Source organism: Roseibium sp. RKSG952 (assembly GCF_009711355.1).
Map to the genome: position 1 here is coordinate 156,704 of NZ_SMMF01000961.1, position 17,611 is coordinate 174,314.

The following is a 17,611-nucleotide window of genomic DNA, read 5'->3' on the forward strand; positions in this document are numbered from 1 at the left end:
CTAGAGCCTCAGCCCGTCAGTGCCGAAGGTCAGCGTGTTGCCTGCTTCAAAATTGATGCCAACTTCGCTGCCCGGGGACACATCGTGCTGGCCAAACGCGCGCACGGTGAAGGGTTTGTCCGTACCAATGTTCACCAGAACGTTGGTGTCTGCGCCTAGGTTTTCGACATGCACCACAGTTCCTGACAGTGGCCCGGTGGCGCCGAGTTGAGCGTATTCAGGGCGTATCCCAACAACGGTATTGGTGCTGCCGCCAATCATGTCGCCCGGTACGAAATTCATGGCCGGAGAGCCGATGAACTCGGCCACAAAACGATTGGCGGGGTTGTTGTACAGCTCCATCGGGCTGCCGATCTGTTCGACCCTGCCATCCCGGAGAACCACGATCTTGTCCGCAAGTGTCATCGCCTCGGTCTGATCGTGGGTCACGTAGATCATGCTGGCGCTGATCTGTCGGTGCAGATTGGCAATTTCAACCCGTGTGTTCAGGCGGAGCGCCGCATCCAGATTTGAGAGGGGTTCGTCGAAAAGGAACAGTTTCGGATTCCGCACGATCGCGCGACCGATTGCAACCCGCTGGCGCTGACCACCGGACAGTTCGGCTGGGCGGCGTTCCAGATACGGCTCCAGAGACAGCATCCTGCTGGCCTCGGTGATGCGACGGTCAATCTCACTCTTCGGATGTCTGGCCTGTTTGAGACCCAGCGCCATGTTGCCCCGGACTGTCAGGTGCGGATAGAGCGCATATGACTGGAACACCATGGCAATGCCGCGCTTGGCAGGGGGCGTATCATTGACCCGTTCCCCGTCGATTTCGACAGTGCCCGATGTCGCATCCTCCAATCCTGCGATTACGCGCAGGAGCGTGGATTTACCGCAGCCCGACGGGCCGACGAATACGACGAATTCGTTTTCCTCGACGGTCAGGTCGATGTTTTTCAGGACCTCCACCTGGCCGAAAGACTTGCACACATTGCTCAGAGTCAGTGCGGTCACGTTACGTCTCCTTCAGGTCGACCGGCTGGCCGGTTCTTATGCTTTGATCGGCTGCAAGGCAGATGCGCAGGGATTGCACCGCGTCGCTCATGTGGCGGGTCAGGTCGATATCATCGGCAATGGCTTTAAGCATGTAAGCCTGTTCCGCATCGCAGAGTTCCTGATGGCCGGGTTCGCCTTCTATTTCGATCAGGGTATCTCCGCCGGGTTTGTGCACCAGAATGCCACCCACTTTGGTATGGCCGTCCACGTCGTCTGAATCGCCCTTGTTGCCTTCGGTGATTGATACAGCACCGTTGGGTGACACGATGTCTTTCACAAAAAACGCGGTTTCCGACATCATTGGCCCCCAGCCAGCCTCGTACCAACCCACTGAGCCATCCTCAAAGACCACTTGGAACTGGCCATAATTGTACATGTCGGGTGCGATCTCATCCGAAAGCCGCAGACCCATTCCGTTGACGCGAACGGGCATGGCGTCGGTGATTTGACACATCACATCGACATAGTGGACACCGCAATCAACGATGGGAGAGGTGGTCTGCATCAGAGCCTTGTGCGTCTCCCAGGTCGGGCCGGTCGATTGTTGGTTCAGATTGAGGCGGAAAACATAGGGACCACCCAGATCACGGGCTTCGGAGATCAGCCGCATCCAGGACGGATGGTGGCGCAGGATGTAGCCGATGACCAGTTTGCGATTGGTCTCAACCGCCTTGTCCACGACGCGACGGGCATCTTCACCTGTAGTTGCCAGCGGCTTTTCCACGAATACATGCGCCCGGGCCTCCATGGCTGCGCAGGCGAAATCGGCATGGCTGTCGGAGTAGGTGGCTATCACGGCCAGGTCCGGCTTGGTTTCGGCCAGTGCGGTATGGAAGTCTGTATAGACCGGGTATGACTGCAGGTCAGCGTGATCGACCGTACCGGATCGGTTCACCAGCCCAACGATTTCAGCGTCAGCGTGATGGTGATGCGCCAGCGCATGGCTCAGCCCCATGTTGCCCAGACCTGCGATGAGAACCCGGATCATTTGACTGCCCCCGAAGTAATGCCGCGGATCAGTTGTCGCGAGAAGATGACATACAGAACCATCACCGGCAGGATTGCCATGCTGAGCGCCGACAGAACCGCGTTCCAGTCGGTGACGAACTGTCCGATGAAAACCTGGCTGCCCAGCGTCAGCGTTTTGGTTTCCTCAGCTGGGGCCAGGATCAGCGGGAACCACAGATCGTTCCAGATCGGGATCATGTTGAACACGGCCACGGTCGCCATCGCAGGACGCACCAATGGCAGAACCAGCCGGAAGAAGATCGTATACTCGCTGAGCCCGTCAATGCGGCCGGCGTTTTTGAGATCATCGCTGACCTGGCGCATGAATTCGGACAGGATGAAGACGGCCAGCGGCAGACCTTGTGCGGTATAGACGAGGATCAGCGCCATCAGCGTGTTTACCAGCCCCGTCGCCACCATCATGTCGAGGATCGCAACTGTACCGATGCGGATCGGGATCATGATGCCCAATGCGAGGTAAAGCCCCATCAGAGTGTTGCCTTTGAACCGGTATTCGCTGAGCGCAAAGGCCGCCATCGCTCCGAACAGAAGGATGAAGAACAACGACGCTACGGTCACAATCATCGAGTTCTGGAAATACAGGAAGAAATCACCCTGTTTCATCACTGTCTGGTAGCCGATCATCGAGAATGTTTCTGCATCCGGCAGGGCCAGTGGTTCACGAAAGATCGCTTTTCGGGATTTGAAGCTGTTGATCACGATCACAAAGACCGGGAATAGCGCGATCAGCGTATACAGGATCAGCGCGCCGTGCATGGCGGCGATGTTGAAGGGGTTTCTGCGAGCTTTGTTCATGATCCCATCCCCCTCAGAACTGATACCGGCGGATACGGGTCTGGATTAGGAACAGGTAGATGCAGACCCCGGTCAGGATGATCGCAAACATGCCCGTAGCAATTGCCGATCCCATATGCGGATCACCCAGTTGCAACTGGAAGCCGAAGAAGGTGCGGTACATGAAAGTGCCCAGAATATCGGTTGAGAAATCCGGCCCTGCAAGCGCGCCCTGTGCAGCATAGATCAGGTCGAATGCGTTGAAGTTACCGACAAAGGTCAGGATCGAGATGATGCCGATTGATGGCAGGATCAGCGGGAGTTTGATTTTCCAGAAGGCGGCCATTCCGGTGATGCCCTCGACCTCGGCGGCCTCAAGAATTTCTTCGGGGATCGACAGTAGCGCGGCATAGATCAGCATCATTGGTATCCCGATGAATTGCCAGACCGAGACCAGCGCGAGTGTTGTCAGAGCGTACTCCTCTTTCCCCAGCCAGGGGGCATAGAGGGATTTGAGGCCAACCGCAGCCAGCATATCCGGCGCGATGCCCCAGATCGGGGACAGGATCAGCTTCCAAGCAAATCCGACGATCACAAAGGACAGGATTGTCGGGATGAAGATGGCCGAACGGTAGAATGCGGCAAAGCGCAATCGTGGATGGCTGAGCATCGCGGCCAATGCAATCCCGATGGGATTTTGCACCAGCATATGGATGAAGAAGAACCAGAAGTTGTTGCCCAATGCGTTCCAGAAGGATTCAGACCATAGTGGGTCGCCAAACAGGGTACGGAAGTTATCGAGGCCAACAAACACGCGGGTCTGGTCAACTTCGGTGTAAAGCGCCAACCGCAGCGTATTGAACAGTGGAAAGACCATGACGGCCGAGTAAACCAGCACAGCGGGTGCCAGAAAAACCACGATGTGCCATTTGATCCGGCTATTGCCCATGTCATGCCTCGAGTGTTCAGGGTGGCTCCGGCCTCACAGCCGGAGCCATTGGTGTCGTGAGTGGTTTACTGATGCGGGGCGTACCAGGTGGCCAGGCCATCCTGCAGTCGCTTGCCGGCGTCTTCAGGAGATTCCTCGCCCTTGATCACCTGAGCCGAGGCGTTCCAGGTTTCGTTCTCAAGGTTTGGTGTTCCGCGCGACAGGATCTGATAGGTCGAGCGGATGGTCGACCCACAATCTCCGCGCCAGCTGACGAACTCCTGCGCCAGTGGATCTTCCATGGGGACATCAAAGCTGGACAGCGAGAAGAAACCGGGCAGAGCATTCGCATAGATCGTTGCGAACTCTTCCGAGCCGACCCAATCCAGGAAAGTCCGGGCCGCTTCGGCATTCGGAGATGCGGCATTCAGGCCAATCGCGATATCAGTGTGATCGGAGATGTAGCAATCATCACCTGCTGCAGGAACTGGTGGTTTGAACGCACCCATTTCGAAATCGGCCAGATTGTTAAAGCCGCTGATTTCCCAGCTGCCTGCCGGGTAGATGGCGGCGCGCCCAAGCGTGAACAGGTTCTGGCTGTCGGGATAGGTCTGCGCCTCGTACCCGTCACCCAGATAATCGCCCCATTTTGCCAGTTGGCGATAAGGGGCAACCCACTGCTCGTCCGTCAGTTTCTGCGATCCATCGATCAGTCCCAGACGACCTTCTTCGCCTTTCCAGTAGTTCGGGCCGATATTGTTGTAGCCCATGGTGGCGGCTTCCCACTGGTCATTCGTACCCATGGCCATTGGAATGTAGTTGCCGTCTTCCTTGATCTTTTCGAGGACAGCAAAGAATTCTTCTTCGGTTTCCGGCACGGACAGGCCAAGCTCTTCGAAGGCGTCCTTGTTGTAGATGAAGCCGTGGATCACGGATGCCATGGGCACGCAGAACGAGGCCGAGCCGTCATCAGTCTGCCAGGCAGATTTTGCTACATCCGAGAAATTGGCCATTCCGCTCAGATCAGACAAATCCGCCAGATGCCCAGCCTCATACAGACCCAGCGAAGTATCAAACGGGCGGCAGGTAATCAGGTCACCGGCGGAACCGGCATCCAGTTTGGCATTCAGCGCGGCGTTGTACTCAGCCGGGGCGGAAGGTGTGAATTTGATCTTGATGTCAGGGTTTTGTGCCTCAAAAGCGGGAATGATCTTTTCCTGCCAAAGGGCAAGGTCGTCATTGCGCCAGCTTTCGATTGTCAGAACCGTTTCTGCCTGCGCGGCACCAGCCAGAGCTGAGGACGCAAGCAGAATTGCGCTTAGTGATGTTCTTTTCATGGTCTTCTCTCCCTAATGTTTTGTTCTGGTTTAAATTTGTGCAAGCGCCGGGCGCAGATGTCCGCCTGCGCTATCAAGCAATTGCTTTGCTTGCGTCAGATCTGTTGCCCCTGCGGCCAGCAGAACGGCTTGTTTCAGGTTGCCCGAGGCCTGATCCAGCGCCTCGCTTGCAGCGCGATCCGAGGCTCCGGTAATGTTCTGAACAATACCTTCAGCGCGCTGACGCAGTTTGCGATTGTCTGCGATGACATTGACCATCATGCCGTCATGGACATGCCCCAGTCGAATACCCATCAGGGTAGACATCATGTTCAACGCCACCTTCTGCGCCGTAGCAGCACCCATCCGGGTTGACCCTGCAATCATTTCTGGCGGTGTATCCAAAAAGATGGCGCAGTCGGCATGTTCGAACAGCAGGGCATCTTTGTTGTTGGCAATGCAGATGATCCGGGCGCCCGCTGCACGGGCATGCTGAACGAAGCCCACGGGATAGGGGGTGGAGCCACTTGCAGAAATGGCGATGACAGAGTCCCCTGGTTTGATCTTGGCTGTTGCGACCTTGGCTGTTTCCGCATCGTCTTCGGTATGACCGGGCATTTCTGCGCTGGTCGGCACTCCGCCAGCCATGCAGATGGCGATCGATTCAGGGGACAGCCCATATGTACCCGGCAGCTCGGCGCCATCCGCCAGCCCCATCAGGCCCGAAGAACCCGCAGCGACATAATAGATGCGACCGTTGTTTCTGATTGTTTCCGCAAGGATCGCTGCACCCGAGGATAGATCTTCAATGCAGTTGTCCAGACCGTTTAGGGCAGCCTTCTGCGCGTCGAGTAGGCGTACGAGAATGTCCGGGTCTGGACGCAGGTCCAGCCCTTCAGCTTCGTCTCGCAGCATTTCGGTTTGCGGCAGCATTTGCGGCGACATGTGATTCCCCTTTGGTGGAGTAATTAATACCTATATAATACCTTTTGTCTACCTCTTGCTTGAAAATAACGTAATTACCAAGAAAAATCACCAAAATAGCAAGATAAATGTGGCAAAGGTCTTTTTTTCATACAATAGGTATTGTAAAGGTATCTATATGGATGAGTCCTTCCCATATCTCATTGCAATTGATGGCGGCGGCACGCGCTGCCGTTTTGCCATGACTTCGCCTGCGGGGCGGATTGAGGTAATGCTTGGTAGCGCCAATGTTTTCTCGGATCGTGATGCAGCCGTGCAGACGTTGGTGGATGGTCTGGGTGCATTGGCCGGGCGGGCTGGGCTTCCGCATTCCGCGCTGTCGGACATTCCGGTTTATGCGGGGCTGGCCGGCGTCACTGATGCGAAAGTCGCGTCAGAAGTTGCGGACCGGCTGCCATCGCGGATTGTCGAGGTTGAAGATGACCGCAGATCAGCAGTCGTGGGTGCGCTGGGGACAATGAATGGGTCATTGCTTGGCGTTGGGACCGGTTCATTTTTGGCGCGTCAATATAATGGCGAGATCAGATTCATCGGTGGCTATGGACCGTTGATCGGAGACGAGGCATCGGGAAACTGGTTGGGTCTGCAACTTGTTCGGCGCGTCTTGCTGGCCATGGACGCAATTGCGCCGCACAGCCCACTGACCCGAGACATCAGCAAAAGGTTCAGCGATGATCCGGCGGAAATCGTCAGGTTCTCAGGGGTTGCGCGACCCGCTGAATTTGCCGAGTTCGCCCCCTTGATCATTTCAGCGGCGAAGGATGCAGATCAGGTCGCAGTGGAGATCATGCAAAGCGGTGCGGATTATCTGGTGGCTGGGTTGCGCGCACTCGGATGCGCCAAAGACGAACCCATCTGCGCAGTAGGTGGCGTGGCGCCACATTATGCAGATTATCTGCCGTCAGAAATGCGCGAGGCCTTAATAAAACCCAAAGGGACCGCAGTCGATGGGGCCCTGTTGCTGGCGGGTCAGTTGGCCGAGCGAGCGAAAGTGGAGGCAGAGTGATGGCAGATACCATCGAGAACTTCCTCAAATCCGACGACTGGATGCAAGACGCCACCGGTCCACGATATGTGCGCCTGCGCAAGCGGATCGAGGAGAGTATCGAAACGGGTCTGCTGGGCGAGAGTGCGCCTTTGCCTGCAGAACGGGAAATCGCCAATCTGACCGGCCTGTCGCGCGTTACGGTTCGCCGTGCGATGCAGGATCTGGTGGACAGGGGCATTATCATTCAGCGTCAGGGTTCCGGGAGCTTTGTTGCTGACGGCACGCCGAAGGTTGAGCAATCCCTGTCCCGGCTGACGTCGTTTACCGAAGACATGACCCGGCGCGGGCTGGATTCCTCCAGCGAATGGCTGGAGCGGGGTGTGCATACACCTTCTCCTGAAGAGGTGATGGCGCTTGCCTTGTCTTCGGGCGAAGCGGTTGCGCGGATCTCCCGCCTGCGCCGCGCCAACGACCGACCGATGGCGATCGAGCGCGCCTCACTACCGATCGATATTTTGCCAAAACCTCAATTGGTTGAATCCTCGCTTTATGAAGTTCTGGAACGCGATGGAAATCGTCCGGTTCGCGCATTGCAGAGGATTTCAGCCATCAATCTTGAAGACAACGACGCCGCCCTGTTGGGTGTTGAACCGGGAGCGGCTGGATTGCGCATTGTACGCACCTCATACCTGTCGAACCGCCGGGTCGTTGAGTTTACCCGATCCATATATCGCGGCGATGCCTATGACTTTGTGGCGGAACTGCGCTTGGCCAATAGCTAGGAAACAGCATGCAGCAACAGACCACCCGAATGCGTCGGGAAATCGATGAGATACCACAGGCCGTTGAGCGGCTGTTGGTTCAGGGTCAGAGCGATATCGCGGCCGTCGCCAATGTTGCGCGAGAGCTTGATCCAACCTTCATTGTGACGGTTGCGCGAGGATCGTCTGATCACGTGTGTACCTATCTTAAATACGCTTCCGAGATTGTGCTGGGGGTTCCGGTCGCGTCAGTCGGGCCATCCATTGCATCGATCTATGATTCCGTTCTGAAGTTGCAGCAAGGCTTATGCCTGTCAGTCTCACAATCCGGAAAAAGCCCCGATATCTTGGCCATGGCACGTAATGCGGGACGCGATGGGGCGTTAACTGTCGCGCTGACAAATGATGCAACCTCTCCATTGGCAGAGGCCAGTGCGCACCCGATTGATATTCACGCAGGACCTGAGTTGAGCGTTGCTGCAACCAAGACCTTTGTGACATCTGCTGTTGCCGGCCTGTGGTTGCTGGCAGAGTGGAGCAGGGACGACAAGCTGCTCGCGGCCATTCGGGCACTGCCAAAGCAGTTGGAAGCGGCAGCCAGGATTGACTGGCCCGAAGTCAGAGAGGCAATCGGAGCGCATCCATCGTTGTTTACTCTGGGGCGCGGGCAGGCCCTGGCCGTGTCACATGAGGCGGCTTTGAAGTTTAAGGAAACCTGTCAGTTGCATGCAGAAAGCTATTCTTCTGCCGAGGTGCTGCACGGACCGGTTTCCATCGTTCAGGAGGGGTTTCCTGTTCTGAGCTTTGCGGCAGCAGATGCCGCTGAAAATGCTCTGGCCGAAGTGGCGGATGCGATCAGCGCCAAGGGTGCGCGGGTGTTTGCCACAACTGACAAGGTGAAACGGGCGCTCAGGGTGGATCATGTGCGGACGGATCATGCGCTTGCCGACCCGCTGAGCCTTATCGTGTCATTCTATTCCATGGTAGAGGCGTTTGCAGCATCCCGAGGTATTGATCCAGATACCCCGCGCCATTTGAACAAGGTGACTGAAACCGTATGAGCCAGCAGCCGAGTGCCGTAATCGGTGCAGACATACTGACGCCTGAAGGTATCGTACGGGATCATGCTTTGCTGCATGACGCTGGCCGCATCGAGTCCATTGTGCCGAAAGCTGATCTTGGGGCTGGTGTCGAAGTTATCGAGCTCGACGGAGGTGTGCTGATCCCGGGTTTCGTTGACCTTCAGGTCAACGGCGGCGGTGGATTGATGTTCAACAATGCGCCGGATGTTGAGACGCTGCGCCGTATGGCTGAGGCGCATGCGCGGATCGGTGCCACTTCGATTCTGCCGACACTAATCACCGATACGCCCGAGATTACGGAACAGGCAATTGCGGCTGCCATAGAGGCCGTTGAAAACGGGGTGCCAGGTATCATTGGCCTCCACCTCGAAGGTCCGCATCTTTCCAGATCACGAAAAGGGGCACATGAAGCCAATCTGATCCGGCCAATGGAGCAAACGGATCTAGAACGACTGCTTGCAGCTGCACAGAAGCTGCCGGTTCTGAAGGTGACTGTGGCACCCGAGAGTGTCTCCGGTGAGCAGATCAGAACCTTGTCAGAGGCTGGGATCGTGGTGTCATTGGGCCACACTGATGCGAGTTATGAGGATTGTCGTGCCGCAGCTGAAGCTGGCGCGCGTTGCGTGACGCATCTGTTCAACGCGCAAAGCCAGATGGGCAATCGTGAGCCGGGCACTGTTGGTGCGGCACTTGCTTTGGGTGAATTGTCCGCTGGTCTGATCGCTGACACGATTCATGTTCACCCGGCCTCAATGTGCAATGCTATCCACGCAAAGAATGGACCGGGTCGCGTGTTTCTGGTCAGTGACGCCATGGCGACGGCGGGTTCAGACATCGCCAGCTTCAAGCTCAATGGCAGGGAAATATTGCGCAGCGAAAACCGGCTGACCTTGGCTGATGGTACGTTGGCCGGGGCGCATCTCGAGTTGTTGGATGCGGTGAAGAACGTTGCCCAACTGACCGATGTCTCATTTGAGACAGCTGTTGAAATGGCCAGTCGTATCCCTGCAGATTTGGTGCGGCAGCCGCATTTGGGTCGTCTCTCTCCGGGTGCTGCAGCAAACATTCTGCATATTGGTATTGACCGGACTCTGCAGGGTGTGTGGCAGAGCGGATAACAATTGGTGAGCTAATCTGACAACACCCTAGGGTTGGTCGAGTTGGCGGTGCAAGAGCTCGCCGTGTGGTTTCAGCTATGACGCTGCCGAGTATAAAGGTAGTGATCTTCGGGTTGCGTAAATCGGAAAAGGCGGACCTTTGACTCAGTACAGTGCGAAACGTTTGCCTCGGCAGATTGGTGCCTCAGGGTGGAATGCCATTCTGTCAACACAGACGTTTTTCCCGAAGCTTGAGCATAACATCTCTGCCGATATCACGATTGTAGGTGGTGGGTTTGCTGGCCTTACCGCTGCCCGGCGTCTGCACCAGCTTGATCCAACGCTGAGGGTTGTTGTTCTCGAGGCTGGTCGGTTTGCTGAAGGATCAGCCGGGCGGAACTCGGGGTTCATGATTGATCTGCCTCATGATCTGAGTTCGGATAACTACGCGGGAGAAACGTTTGAGGATGATAAACACACCATCGCATTGAATCGGCAAGCCATCGCTTTTGCGACGCAGGTTGCTGAAGAATGCGCGTTGACGGATGAGATGTTTGATTCCTGCGGAAAGATCAATGCTGCAGCGACGCGGGCAGGGGACAGGCACAACCGCGAATTTGCAGCCTATCTTGACCGGCTGGGTGAGCCGCATACGCTTTATGACCGTCGTGAGATGCAGGAGATCACAGGCAGCACGCACTATCGATCAGGGCTGTTTGCGCCCGGTACCGTGATGATTCAGCCTGCCGCCTACATCAGGGCCTTGTCAGTGCAGTTGGCGCAGAAGGTTGAGTTGTTTGAAAACTCTCCGGTTACAGGTTTTCAAAAGGAAGGTGCGGGCTGGTTGGTCGAAACGCCAAATGCCCGTGTTTCAACAGGTCGAATTATTCTGACCAACAATGGTCATTTGGAGAGTTTCGGTTTCTATCAACGCCGTTTGATGCACATCTGCCTTTATGCCTCGCTGACCCAATCGCTGACGCCTGAGCAAATCAGCAGGTTGGGTGGTCAGCCACGCTGGGCCGCCACGCCCGCAGATCCGATGGGAACATCAGTGCGCCGTGTTTCTGGCAGCTATGGTGACCGAATTCTGATCCGTAGCTGTTCGAGTTTTCATCCGACGCAGGAAACGACCAATATGCGTTTGCGCAATGCTGGCTGGGTCCATGATCGCAAGTTCAGCGAGAGGTTTCCTCAGCTCGCGGATGTCAGGATGGAGCACCGCTGGGCCGGAATGCTGTGTCTGAGCCGAAATGGATCAGCGGCTTTCGGAGAGCTGGATTCAGGTGTGTTTTCCGCGTGCTGTCAGAACGGGTTGGGCATTGCCCGCGGCACTCTGCAAGGGATGGGAGTTTCTGAACTGATATTGCAGGGGGGATCACAGATCGCGGGTCATTTCCTTGCTCAGCCGATGCCGCCCCGATTGCCGCCGGAGCCGTTCGGATCGCTTGGGGCAAACAGCTATCTGATTTGGAAAGAGTGGCGGTCGGGAAAGGAGTGATTGCTGCTCCAATTGGTCCAGAAATCTGACGACGGTTTGGAAACCGGATGTGATGGTTTCACCTACCGAGACCAATCCTGCCCGGGGAAGTAGATGCGGATAATCCGCATTTCGCCTTGGGCAAATTCAGCAAGAATTGTCGCCTGGCGCTTGTAGCCGAAAGTCCGAATTTGCGATTGCACCGGATGCGCGGTTCCAATGAGCGCGCCCCCTTCGGCAATTTTTTCAAGCCAGTCGAAAAGTGCATCTACCCAGGCTGTGGCAAATGCCCGACCACGCTCACTCATCAGATAACGCGCGCGGCGTTTGATATCGGTGCTGGCCCTTGCTGTGAAAACAAGTTTGTTAGGTGTCACTGGTCAGAGCGCCCAGAATATCCCGTTTCGCTGCATCTGCGCTCAACAGTCTTTCACCATTCCTCTGACTTTCCAGATATTCGGCGATGTCATGATCGATCTGGCGGGCATCCGGGACCATCCCACGCGACAGGAATTCGCGCAAAGCGGTGCGCACAACCTCAGAAACAGACGCATAGTCGCCCGTGGCAATGCACGCATCAATTTCTGCAGCGTGGTGATCCGTAAGTGAGATACTGACGTTTTTCATATCTCATATAATAGTATTAAATCATATCGACGCCAAGCCCTGCCTGTGATCTGATCTTTCAGATCTTTGTTCTGTCAGGATTTATTAGGCGCTTGGTGATCCGCAACCGTGACCTTGCTCCAGACGCAATCATGGTCTGACAGAGGTTTTCCGTTCTGGTCGAGCGAAGACAGAGCGCCCTTATCCACACAAGTCAGATCACGGCCTGCGATCCAGTCGAGCTTCATGACCCGGTCCGGGTGCGGGCTGATCAGACTGGGCCGGGTTGTCGGCCCATCGGCGGTAAAACCCCAATTGTAACCGCGCTCTTCAGCCAGTTCGAACAATGTCTCATGCCGCCAGTCAAAATCGGGCGGCAGGTGATTGCCGGTATTCAGATCGCCGCCAACCAGGATCGGCATATCTGGTGCAAACTGGTCGAGAGCATTCAACAGGGCCAGAAACTGTTCATGGCGGTGCGCAGCTGCAGCATTGCTTTCCAGATGGGTGGAAACGAAACACACGGGTCCATTGGCTGTCGGAATGACGGCTGCGATAGCCATGCGACCCCCGACCCGGGGTTGATCGGGGTCGGCAGCGCCTGCATCTGCAGCAAACCAGTGTCCATGATCATCGAGGCGGATCAACGCTGTGCGCTCGAAAGGCGCAGAGGACAGGATCGCATTGCCGTGCCATCCAAGAGCGTTAAAATTGTCGGAACAGAATGCACGTTCTGTCGGTCCGCCCAAATCCAGTTCGTGGAATTCGACGCCAAAGGCGTAGGCCATATCCAAAGCGGAAGCCATGGCTTCGGTCGTGTGCCGTTGACCTGTTCTTGCCATGCCGTGATCGACCTCGGAGAGCAGGACCACATCCGGGGCGATATTGCTGAGGTGATCGGCTGTTTCTTCCGGGAACAGGCAACGTTCGACATTCCAGGCCGTCACAGTGAAATTGCCGGGCAGTTTCTTGGATGATGCCTCGCCCCCCGTTTGCAAAGCATTCATGGCAGGCAGATCGGACAGCAGTGCACGATGGGCCTCGGCCGTTCGAGGTGCTGTCAAAATCCGTTCGCGCTGTTCCGGTTTGATCGCGAGTAGCGCGCTTACTGTGGTTGTGATCAAAGAACTTTTCCCGATTCAACATCAAACAGACGCAGGGCGTCGGGTTTCAGACGAACCCGGGTCTCACCGATTTCAGCCGCATGGTCCTTGCCTATGAGGACGGTGAAGGACTGACCACCCAAATCACCATGCAACAGCCGGTGGGCTCCGAGCTCCTCAAGGATGTCGACCCGGAAAGGAACTGTACCTTGCTCGTCAAGCACCACGTCCTCGGGGCGAATGCCCAGTGTAACCGGACCTGTGTTGGAGGCCGAGGCTGGCATCAGCCCTTCGTACCCGTTGATTTTTACCTGTCCCTGTTCCACTTGCGCGTCGATCAGGTTCATGGGTGGCGCACCCATGAACGAGGCAACAAAGGTCGAGGCCGGGTTGTGATAAATCTCGGATGGCGTGCCGATTTGCTCGATCCGCCCAGCGTTCAGAACGATGATGCGGTCGGCCATAGTCATCGCTTCGACCTGATCGTGGGTGACGTAGACGGCCGTGGTTCCAAGGCGGCGTTGCAGAGCCTTGATCTCGATCCGCATCTGGTTGCGCAGCTTGGCGTCAAGGTTGGACAAAGGTTCATCGAACAGGAACAGTGACGGATCGCGGACCACCGCCCGACCCATGGCGACGCGCTGACGCTGACCACCCGACAATTGCGCCGGTTTGCGGTCCAGATACTCGGTCAGGTTCAGCATCTTTGCCGCGTCCTGTACCTTGGTGTCGATCTCACTTGCCGATGTTCCGCGGTTTTTCAGCCCGTAACCGATGTTTTTGCGGACTGTCATATGCGGATACAAAGCGTAGTTCTGGAACACCATCGCAATGTCCCGGTCCGCTGGGTCCACGTCATTGACCACCCTGTCGCCGATTTTCAGCGTCCCTTCGGTAATATCTTCCAAGCCAGCGATCATGCGTAGCAGGGTGGACTTGCCGCAGCCCGACGGGCCGACCAGAACGACGAACTCGCCATCGTGAATAGTGAAGTTGGTGGTCTCAACCGCCTGAAAGCCGTTTGGGTAGACCTTGCGGATGCCCTCTAAAGAAACTTGAGCCATGCGCGTATTCCTTATTTATCGGATTCTGTGAGGCCCTTGACGAACCAGTTTTGGAAGAAAACGACGATCGCCACCGGCGGGATCATCGCGACGATGGCCAGTGCCAAAGCCTGCCCGTGTTCGGGGATCTGACTGTCGGTGTAGGACAGCACGATCTGTTTGATGCCGCGGACCAGCGTGAAGAAGCTTTCATCCGTGGTGATCAGCGTCGGCCACAGATACTGGTTCCAGCCAAAGACGAACATGATGATGAAGATTGCCGCGATCATGGTTCGGCTGAGGGGCACGAGGATGTCGATAAAGAACTTCCACGGCCCCGCGCCGTCGATCCGGGCGGCCTCGGCCAGTTCCTCGGGCACGGACATGAAGAACTGCCTGAAAAAGAACGTACCGGTTGCCGACGCGATCAATGGGACGATCAGGCCGGTGTATGTGTTCGATAGACCAAGTTTCTGGATCGCTTCGTAAGAGGGCAGGATGCGCACCTCAAGCGGCAGCAGCAAAGTGGTGAAGATCACCCAGAAGGCCAGCGTAGCAAAGCGGAGGCGGAAATAGACGATGGCATAGGCGGCCATCATCGAAATCACGATTTTGCCTACCGCAAAGCCGATGCCCAGAATGAACGAGTTCATCAGCATAAGTGTGCCATCGACCGTCTGGGTAAAGCCGCCCTTTTCGAACATGGCGGCGTTGAAGTTCTTGCCCAGTTCGTCACCCAATGTCAGTTGCAGGCCCTCTCGGTGAATGGTGACCGCATCGTGGCTGGCCGTGGTCAGGGCCAGAAGGGGCGGTAGCATCATCAACAAAGCGCCAAGGATCAGAACGGTATGATCCCCAATCGCCTCCCATTTGATCCGGCGCGGGCGATGAACAGTGACAGGTGTTTCAAGGGTGGTGTCAGCCATTGTCAGCCCTCTCAAGTGTAGTGAATCCGGCGTTCAACCAGCCGGAACTGAAAGACAGTCAGGATCAGAACAAGAACCATCAGAACTACGGATTGTGCCGATGATCCGCCAAGGTCATTGCCTCGGAACCCGTCCAGATAAACCTTGTAGACCAGCGTCATCGGGTTATTGCCCGGTTCGCCCTTCATCAGCGAGTCGATGATGCCGAACGTGTCGAACAGCGCGTAGGTGATGTTGATGATCAACAGGAAGAACGCTGTTGGGGCCAGCAGAGGGAAGGTCACTTCCCAGAAACGCCCGGTGGCCGAACGGTTGTCGATCATGGCTGCCTCTCGCACAGAGCGCGGAATGGATTGCAGGCCAGACAGGAAGAAGATGAAGTTGACCGGGATTTGCTTCCAGACGGCGACGATGATCATTGCCGTTGCAGTGGCATTGTAGTCCACGCCCAGTTTGAAATCCCAGCCGAACATCTGAAAGAACTTGGTCATGGGGCCGGTGCTTTGGTCAAAGAACAAGATGCCCAGAAACCCTGCGACAGGTGGCGCAATCGCATAAACCCACATCAGCAGCGTGCGATAGGTTTTGGCCCCCCGGATTACCTTGTCGGCTTTGACCGCCAGCAACAGGGCGATGGCCAGCGAGAAGAACGTGACCAGTACCGAGTAGATGATCGTAAACCCAGCGACGCGTTTGTACTGATCGTTGCCCAAGAGGGAGGTGTAGTTTTCGGCGCCGACAAAGGTCGATCCGAACCCGAACGGGTCCTGGAGAAAGAAAGAGGATTGCAGTGCCCAGCCAGCGGGCCAATAAAAGAAGATGGCGATGATCATCAACTGAGGCAGCAGCAGCGCCACAGGAAGCCAGATATTTTCGAAGCCCGCGCGTTTCATGAGTGGTCCATTGCGAAAAAGAGAGATGGCCACGCCGTGACAGCGTGACCATCCTGGGGGTGATCCAGTGTTTAGCTCTGGGTCTTGGAGAAGCGGGCCAGCAGTTCGTTGGCTTCGGCTTCGATGGTCTTGAACGCGGTTTCCACATCAGTTTCACCGGTCAGGATACGACCATATTCGCGGTTCATGATGTCCCGGATCTGGACATAGAAGCCCATGCGGTAACCCTTGGTGTTGTCACCGGCTTTGGCCTGCAGCTGGTTTACGCCTACTTCGGCGGCTGGGAAGCGGTCGTAGTGGCCGTCTTTCTTGGCCGCTTCGTATGCGGCTTCGGTGATCGGAACGTAACCGGTTTCCTGATGCCAGAAATACTGAGTCTCAGGCGAGGTCAGGAAACGGAAGAATTCGGCGGCTGCTTTGTTTTCTTCATCCGACTTGCCCGACATGGCGAACAGGGCAGCACCACCAATGAAGGTCTGGGTTGGCTCGGTTGTGACAGCTTCCCAATAGGGCAGCTCGGTCGCGCTGAACTCAAACGGCAGGTCTTTCTGCAGCAGTCCGCCAAAGGAACCGGACGAACCCAGCCACATGGCAACTTTGCCTTCTTCGAACGGCTTGGCGTTGTCACCCCAGCCGGTGCCATACCATTCGAACAGACCGTTTTCTTTCCATTCGGTTACGGCAGTGAAGTGCGCTTTGATCGCGTCGTTGTTCACCAGGATCTGGGTGTCGTTGCCGTCATAGCCGTTGTTGTTCGTCGCAAACGGCAGGTCGTGGCGCGACATGAAGTTTTCGGTGAAGATCCACGGCAGGTGTGACTGGCTGAGTGCAATGTAGCCTGCATCTTTCAGGGCAGGTGCCGTGGTGGATTGGAACTCTTCCCACGTCTTTGGTGGGGTGACGCCTGCTTTTTCGAGTGCGTCGACATTATAGTACATAATGGGCGTCGACGAGTTGAACGGCATGCCGATCATCTTGCCGTCGCTGTCGGCATAGAAGTAGCGAACGCCGGCGATATAGTCGTTGATGTCGAACTCAACGCCGTTGCTGGCCAGCAGGTCCTGAACAGGAATGGTTGCACCTTTGGCACCGATTACGGTGGCGGCACCGGCGTCAAACACCTGCATGATGTTGGGCTGCTCGCCCGCGCGGAAGGCGGCGATGCCAGCAGTCAGCGTCTCTTCATAGCTGCCTTTGTATACGGGGGTGATCTTGTATTCGTCCTGCGAGGCGTTGAAATCCTCGGCGATCTTGTTGACGGTCTCTCCCAACTGGCCGCCCATTGCATGCCACCAGGTGATTTCGGTTTCGGCGAAGGCGGTGCCTGCCATCAAGGCAAAGGCGGCGGCGGTGGTGCTGAACTTCATGTTAAGCATCTCGGTACTCCGGTTTTCGCGCCCAATACAGGGCGTCGGTGAGGATGCAGAACATCCTCAGAATATAAGGGAAAAGACCCCGTTGCAGCAGTGTTTGCAGAAATGCGGCAGCCGCATCTCTGGTCGAACGCGCACCAGATGTGCACACGCGTTCACATAGCCGGTTAGCGTGACAGTCTTGTGAAGC

The 17,611-nt window shown here is 56.3% G+C and carries 18 protein-coding genes; 5 read left to right on the forward strand and 13 right to left on the reverse strand.

Features of this window, described 5'->3' with window-relative positions:
* The 6 genes from E1297_RS43370 to E1297_RS43395 all read right to left on the reverse strand — a co-directional run bounded on the left by E1297_RS43370 (position 1) and on the right by E1297_RS43395 (position 6,030).
* Positions 1-996 (reverse strand): ABC transporter ATP-binding protein, encoded by a 996-nt coding sequence (locus E1297_RS43370; RefSeq protein WP_368669843.1) that lies wholly within the window; start codon positions 994-996, stop codon positions 1-3.
* A 1-nt stretch (position 997) separates the two neighbouring features.
* On the reverse strand, positions 998-2,026 hold the full coding sequence (locus tag E1297_RS43375; protein ID WP_155149449.1) for a Gfo/Idh/MocA family protein: 1,029 nt from the start codon (positions 2,024-2,026) through the stop codon (positions 998-1,000).
* Positions 2,023-2,862 carry a carbohydrate ABC transporter permease gene (locus tag E1297_RS43380; protein ID WP_155149451.1) on the reverse strand — a complete coding sequence of 280 codons (840 nt, stop codon included), beginning with the start codon at positions 2,860-2,862 and terminating at the stop codon, positions 2,023-2,025. Before E1297_RS43380 ends, E1297_RS43375 begins: the two co-directional genes overlap by 4 nt.
* A 13-nt stretch (positions 2,863-2,875) precedes the next feature.
* Positions 2,876-3,790: a carbohydrate ABC transporter permease gene (locus E1297_RS43385; protein WP_155149453.1), complete on the reverse strand. Its 915-nt coding sequence runs from the start codon at positions 3,788-3,790 to the stop codon at positions 2,876-2,878.
* A 65-nt stretch (positions 3,791-3,855) separates the two neighbouring features.
* A complete protein-coding gene (locus E1297_RS43390) occupies positions 3,856-5,106 on the reverse strand; it encodes an ABC transporter substrate-binding protein (protein WP_155149455.1) in 1,251 nt (416 codons plus the stop codon).
* A 30-nt stretch (positions 5,107-5,136) separates the two neighbouring features.
* Positions 5,137-6,030 (reverse strand): N-acetylmuramic acid 6-phosphate etherase, encoded by an 894-nt coding sequence (locus E1297_RS43395; protein WP_244328096.1) that lies wholly within the window; start codon positions 6,028-6,030, stop codon positions 5,137-5,139.
* Positions 6,031-6,187: 157 nt separating this feature from the next.
* Between E1297_RS43395 and E1297_RS43400 the strand changes: the two genes are divergently transcribed.
* From E1297_RS43400 to E1297_RS43420, 5 genes are all read left to right on the forward strand, one after another.
* Positions 6,188-7,075, forward strand: a complete 888-nt coding sequence (locus tag E1297_RS43400) for a BadF/BadG/BcrA/BcrD ATPase family protein (protein ID WP_155149457.1) — start codon at positions 6,188-6,190, stop codon at positions 7,073-7,075.
* Positions 7,075-7,839, forward strand: coding sequence for a GntR family transcriptional regulator (locus E1297_RS43405; RefSeq protein WP_155149459.1), 765 nt, complete (start codon positions 7,075-7,077; stop codon positions 7,837-7,839). Before E1297_RS43400 ends, E1297_RS43405 begins: the two co-directional genes overlap by 1 nt.
* An 8-nt stretch (positions 7,840-7,847) precedes the next feature.
* The gene (locus E1297_RS43410; RefSeq protein WP_155149461.1) at positions 7,848-8,879 is read left to right on the forward strand and encodes an SIS domain-containing protein; all 1,032 of its coding nucleotides are present in this window, start codon (positions 7,848-7,850) and stop codon (positions 8,877-8,879) included.
* Entirely contained in the window at positions 8,876-10,018 is a 1,143-nt protein-coding gene (nagA, locus tag E1297_RS43415; protein ID WP_155149464.1) for an N-acetylglucosamine-6-phosphate deacetylase, read from the forward strand. The genes E1297_RS43410 and nagA overlap by 4 nt, the downstream gene beginning before the upstream one ends.
* 139 nt (positions 10,019-10,157) lie before the next feature.
* On the forward strand, positions 10,158-11,498 hold the full coding sequence (locus E1297_RS43420) for an FAD-binding oxidoreductase (protein ID WP_155149466.1): 1,341 nt from the start codon (positions 10,158-10,160) through the stop codon (positions 11,496-11,498).
* Positions 11,499-11,560: 62 nt separating this feature from the next.
* Here the strand turns inward: E1297_RS43420 and E1297_RS43425 are convergent, their stop codons facing one another.
* The 7 genes from E1297_RS43425 to E1297_RS43455 form a co-directional block, all read right to left on the reverse strand.
* Positions 11,561-11,854: a hypothetical protein gene (locus tag E1297_RS43425; RefSeq protein ID WP_155149467.1), complete on the reverse strand. Its 294-nt coding sequence runs from the start codon at positions 11,852-11,854 to the stop codon at positions 11,561-11,563.
* Positions 11,844-12,104, reverse strand: a complete 261-nt coding sequence (locus E1297_RS43430; RefSeq protein ID WP_155149469.1) for a type II toxin-antitoxin system ParD family antitoxin — start codon at positions 12,102-12,104, stop codon at positions 11,844-11,846. The genes E1297_RS43425 and E1297_RS43430 overlap by 11 nt, the downstream gene beginning before the upstream one ends.
* A 74-nt stretch (positions 12,105-12,178) precedes the next feature.
* On the reverse strand, positions 12,179-13,207 hold the full coding sequence (locus tag E1297_RS43435; protein ID WP_155149471.1) for an endonuclease/exonuclease/phosphatase family protein: 1,029 nt from the start codon (positions 13,205-13,207) through the stop codon (positions 12,179-12,181).
* The gene (locus tag E1297_RS43440) at positions 13,204-14,250 is read right to left on the reverse strand and encodes an ABC transporter ATP-binding protein (RefSeq protein ID WP_155149473.1); all 1,047 of its coding nucleotides are present in this window, start codon (positions 14,248-14,250) and stop codon (positions 13,204-13,206) included. Before E1297_RS43440 ends, E1297_RS43435 begins: the two co-directional genes overlap by 4 nt.
* A gap of 11 nt (positions 14,251-14,261) precedes the next feature.
* A complete protein-coding gene (locus E1297_RS43445) occupies positions 14,262-15,155 on the reverse strand; it encodes an ABC transporter permease subunit (protein WP_155149475.1) in 894 nt (297 codons plus the stop codon).
* Between the two features lie 11 nt (positions 15,156-15,166).
* A complete protein-coding gene (locus tag E1297_RS43450) occupies positions 15,167-16,048 on the reverse strand; it encodes an ABC transporter permease subunit (RefSeq protein WP_155149477.1) in 882 nt (293 codons plus the stop codon).
* 71 nt (positions 16,049-16,119) lie between these two features.
* The gene (locus tag E1297_RS43455; RefSeq protein WP_244328097.1) at positions 16,120-17,424 is read right to left on the reverse strand and encodes an extracellular solute-binding protein; all 1,305 of its coding nucleotides are present in this window, start codon (positions 17,422-17,424) and stop codon (positions 16,120-16,122) included.
* Between the last annotated feature and the right edge of the window lie 187 nt (positions 17,425-17,611).

Coding starts and splice junctions, on each gene's coding strand:
- E1297_RS43375 (WP_155149449.1), bottom strand. CDS start 2,026: ATGATCCGGGTTCTCATCGCAGGTCTGGGCAACATGGGGCTGAGCCAT.
- E1297_RS43380 (WP_155149451.1), bottom strand. CDS start 2,862: ATGAACAAAGCTCGCAGAAACCCCTTCAACATCGCCGCCATGCACGGC.
- E1297_RS43385 (WP_155149453.1), bottom strand. CDS start 3,790: ATGGGCAATAGCCGGATCAAATGGCACATCGTGGTTTTTCTGGCACCC.
- E1297_RS43390 (WP_155149455.1), bottom strand. CDS start 5,106: ATGAAAAGAACATCACTAAGCGCAATTCTGCTTGCGTCCTCAGCTCTG.
- E1297_RS43395 (WP_244328096.1), bottom strand. CDS start 6,030: ATGTCGCCGCAAATGCTGCCGCAAACCGAAATGCTGCGAGACGAAGCT.
- E1297_RS43400 (WP_155149457.1), top strand. CDS start 6,188: ATGGATGAGTCCTTCCCATATCTCATTGCAATTGATGGCGGCGGCACG.
- E1297_RS43405 (WP_155149459.1), top strand. CDS start 7,075: ATGGCAGATACCATCGAGAACTTCCTCAAATCCGACGACTGGATGCAA.
- E1297_RS43410 (WP_155149461.1), top strand. CDS start 7,848: ATGCAGCAACAGACCACCCGAATGCGTCGGGAAATCGATGAGATACCA.
- nagA (WP_155149464.1), top strand. CDS start 8,876: ATGAGCCAGCAGCCGAGTGCCGTAATCGGTGCAGACATACTGACGCCT.
- E1297_RS43430 (WP_155149469.1), bottom strand. CDS start 12,104: ATGAAAAACGTCAGTATCTCACTTACGGATCACCACGCTGCAGAAATT.
- E1297_RS43440 (WP_155149473.1), bottom strand. CDS start 14,250: ATGGCTCAAGTTTCTTTAGAGGGCATCCGCAAGGTCTACCCAAACGGC.
- E1297_RS43445 (WP_155149475.1), bottom strand. CDS start 15,155: ATGGCTGACACCACCCTTGAAACACCTGTCACTGTTCATCGCCCGCGC.
- E1297_RS43450 (WP_155149477.1), bottom strand. CDS start 16,048: ATGAAACGCGCGGGCTTCGAAAATATCTGGCTTCCTGTGGCGCTGCTG.
- E1297_RS43455 (WP_244328097.1), bottom strand. CDS start 17,424: ATGCTTAACATGAAGTTCAGCACCACCGCCGCCGCCTTTGCCTTGATG.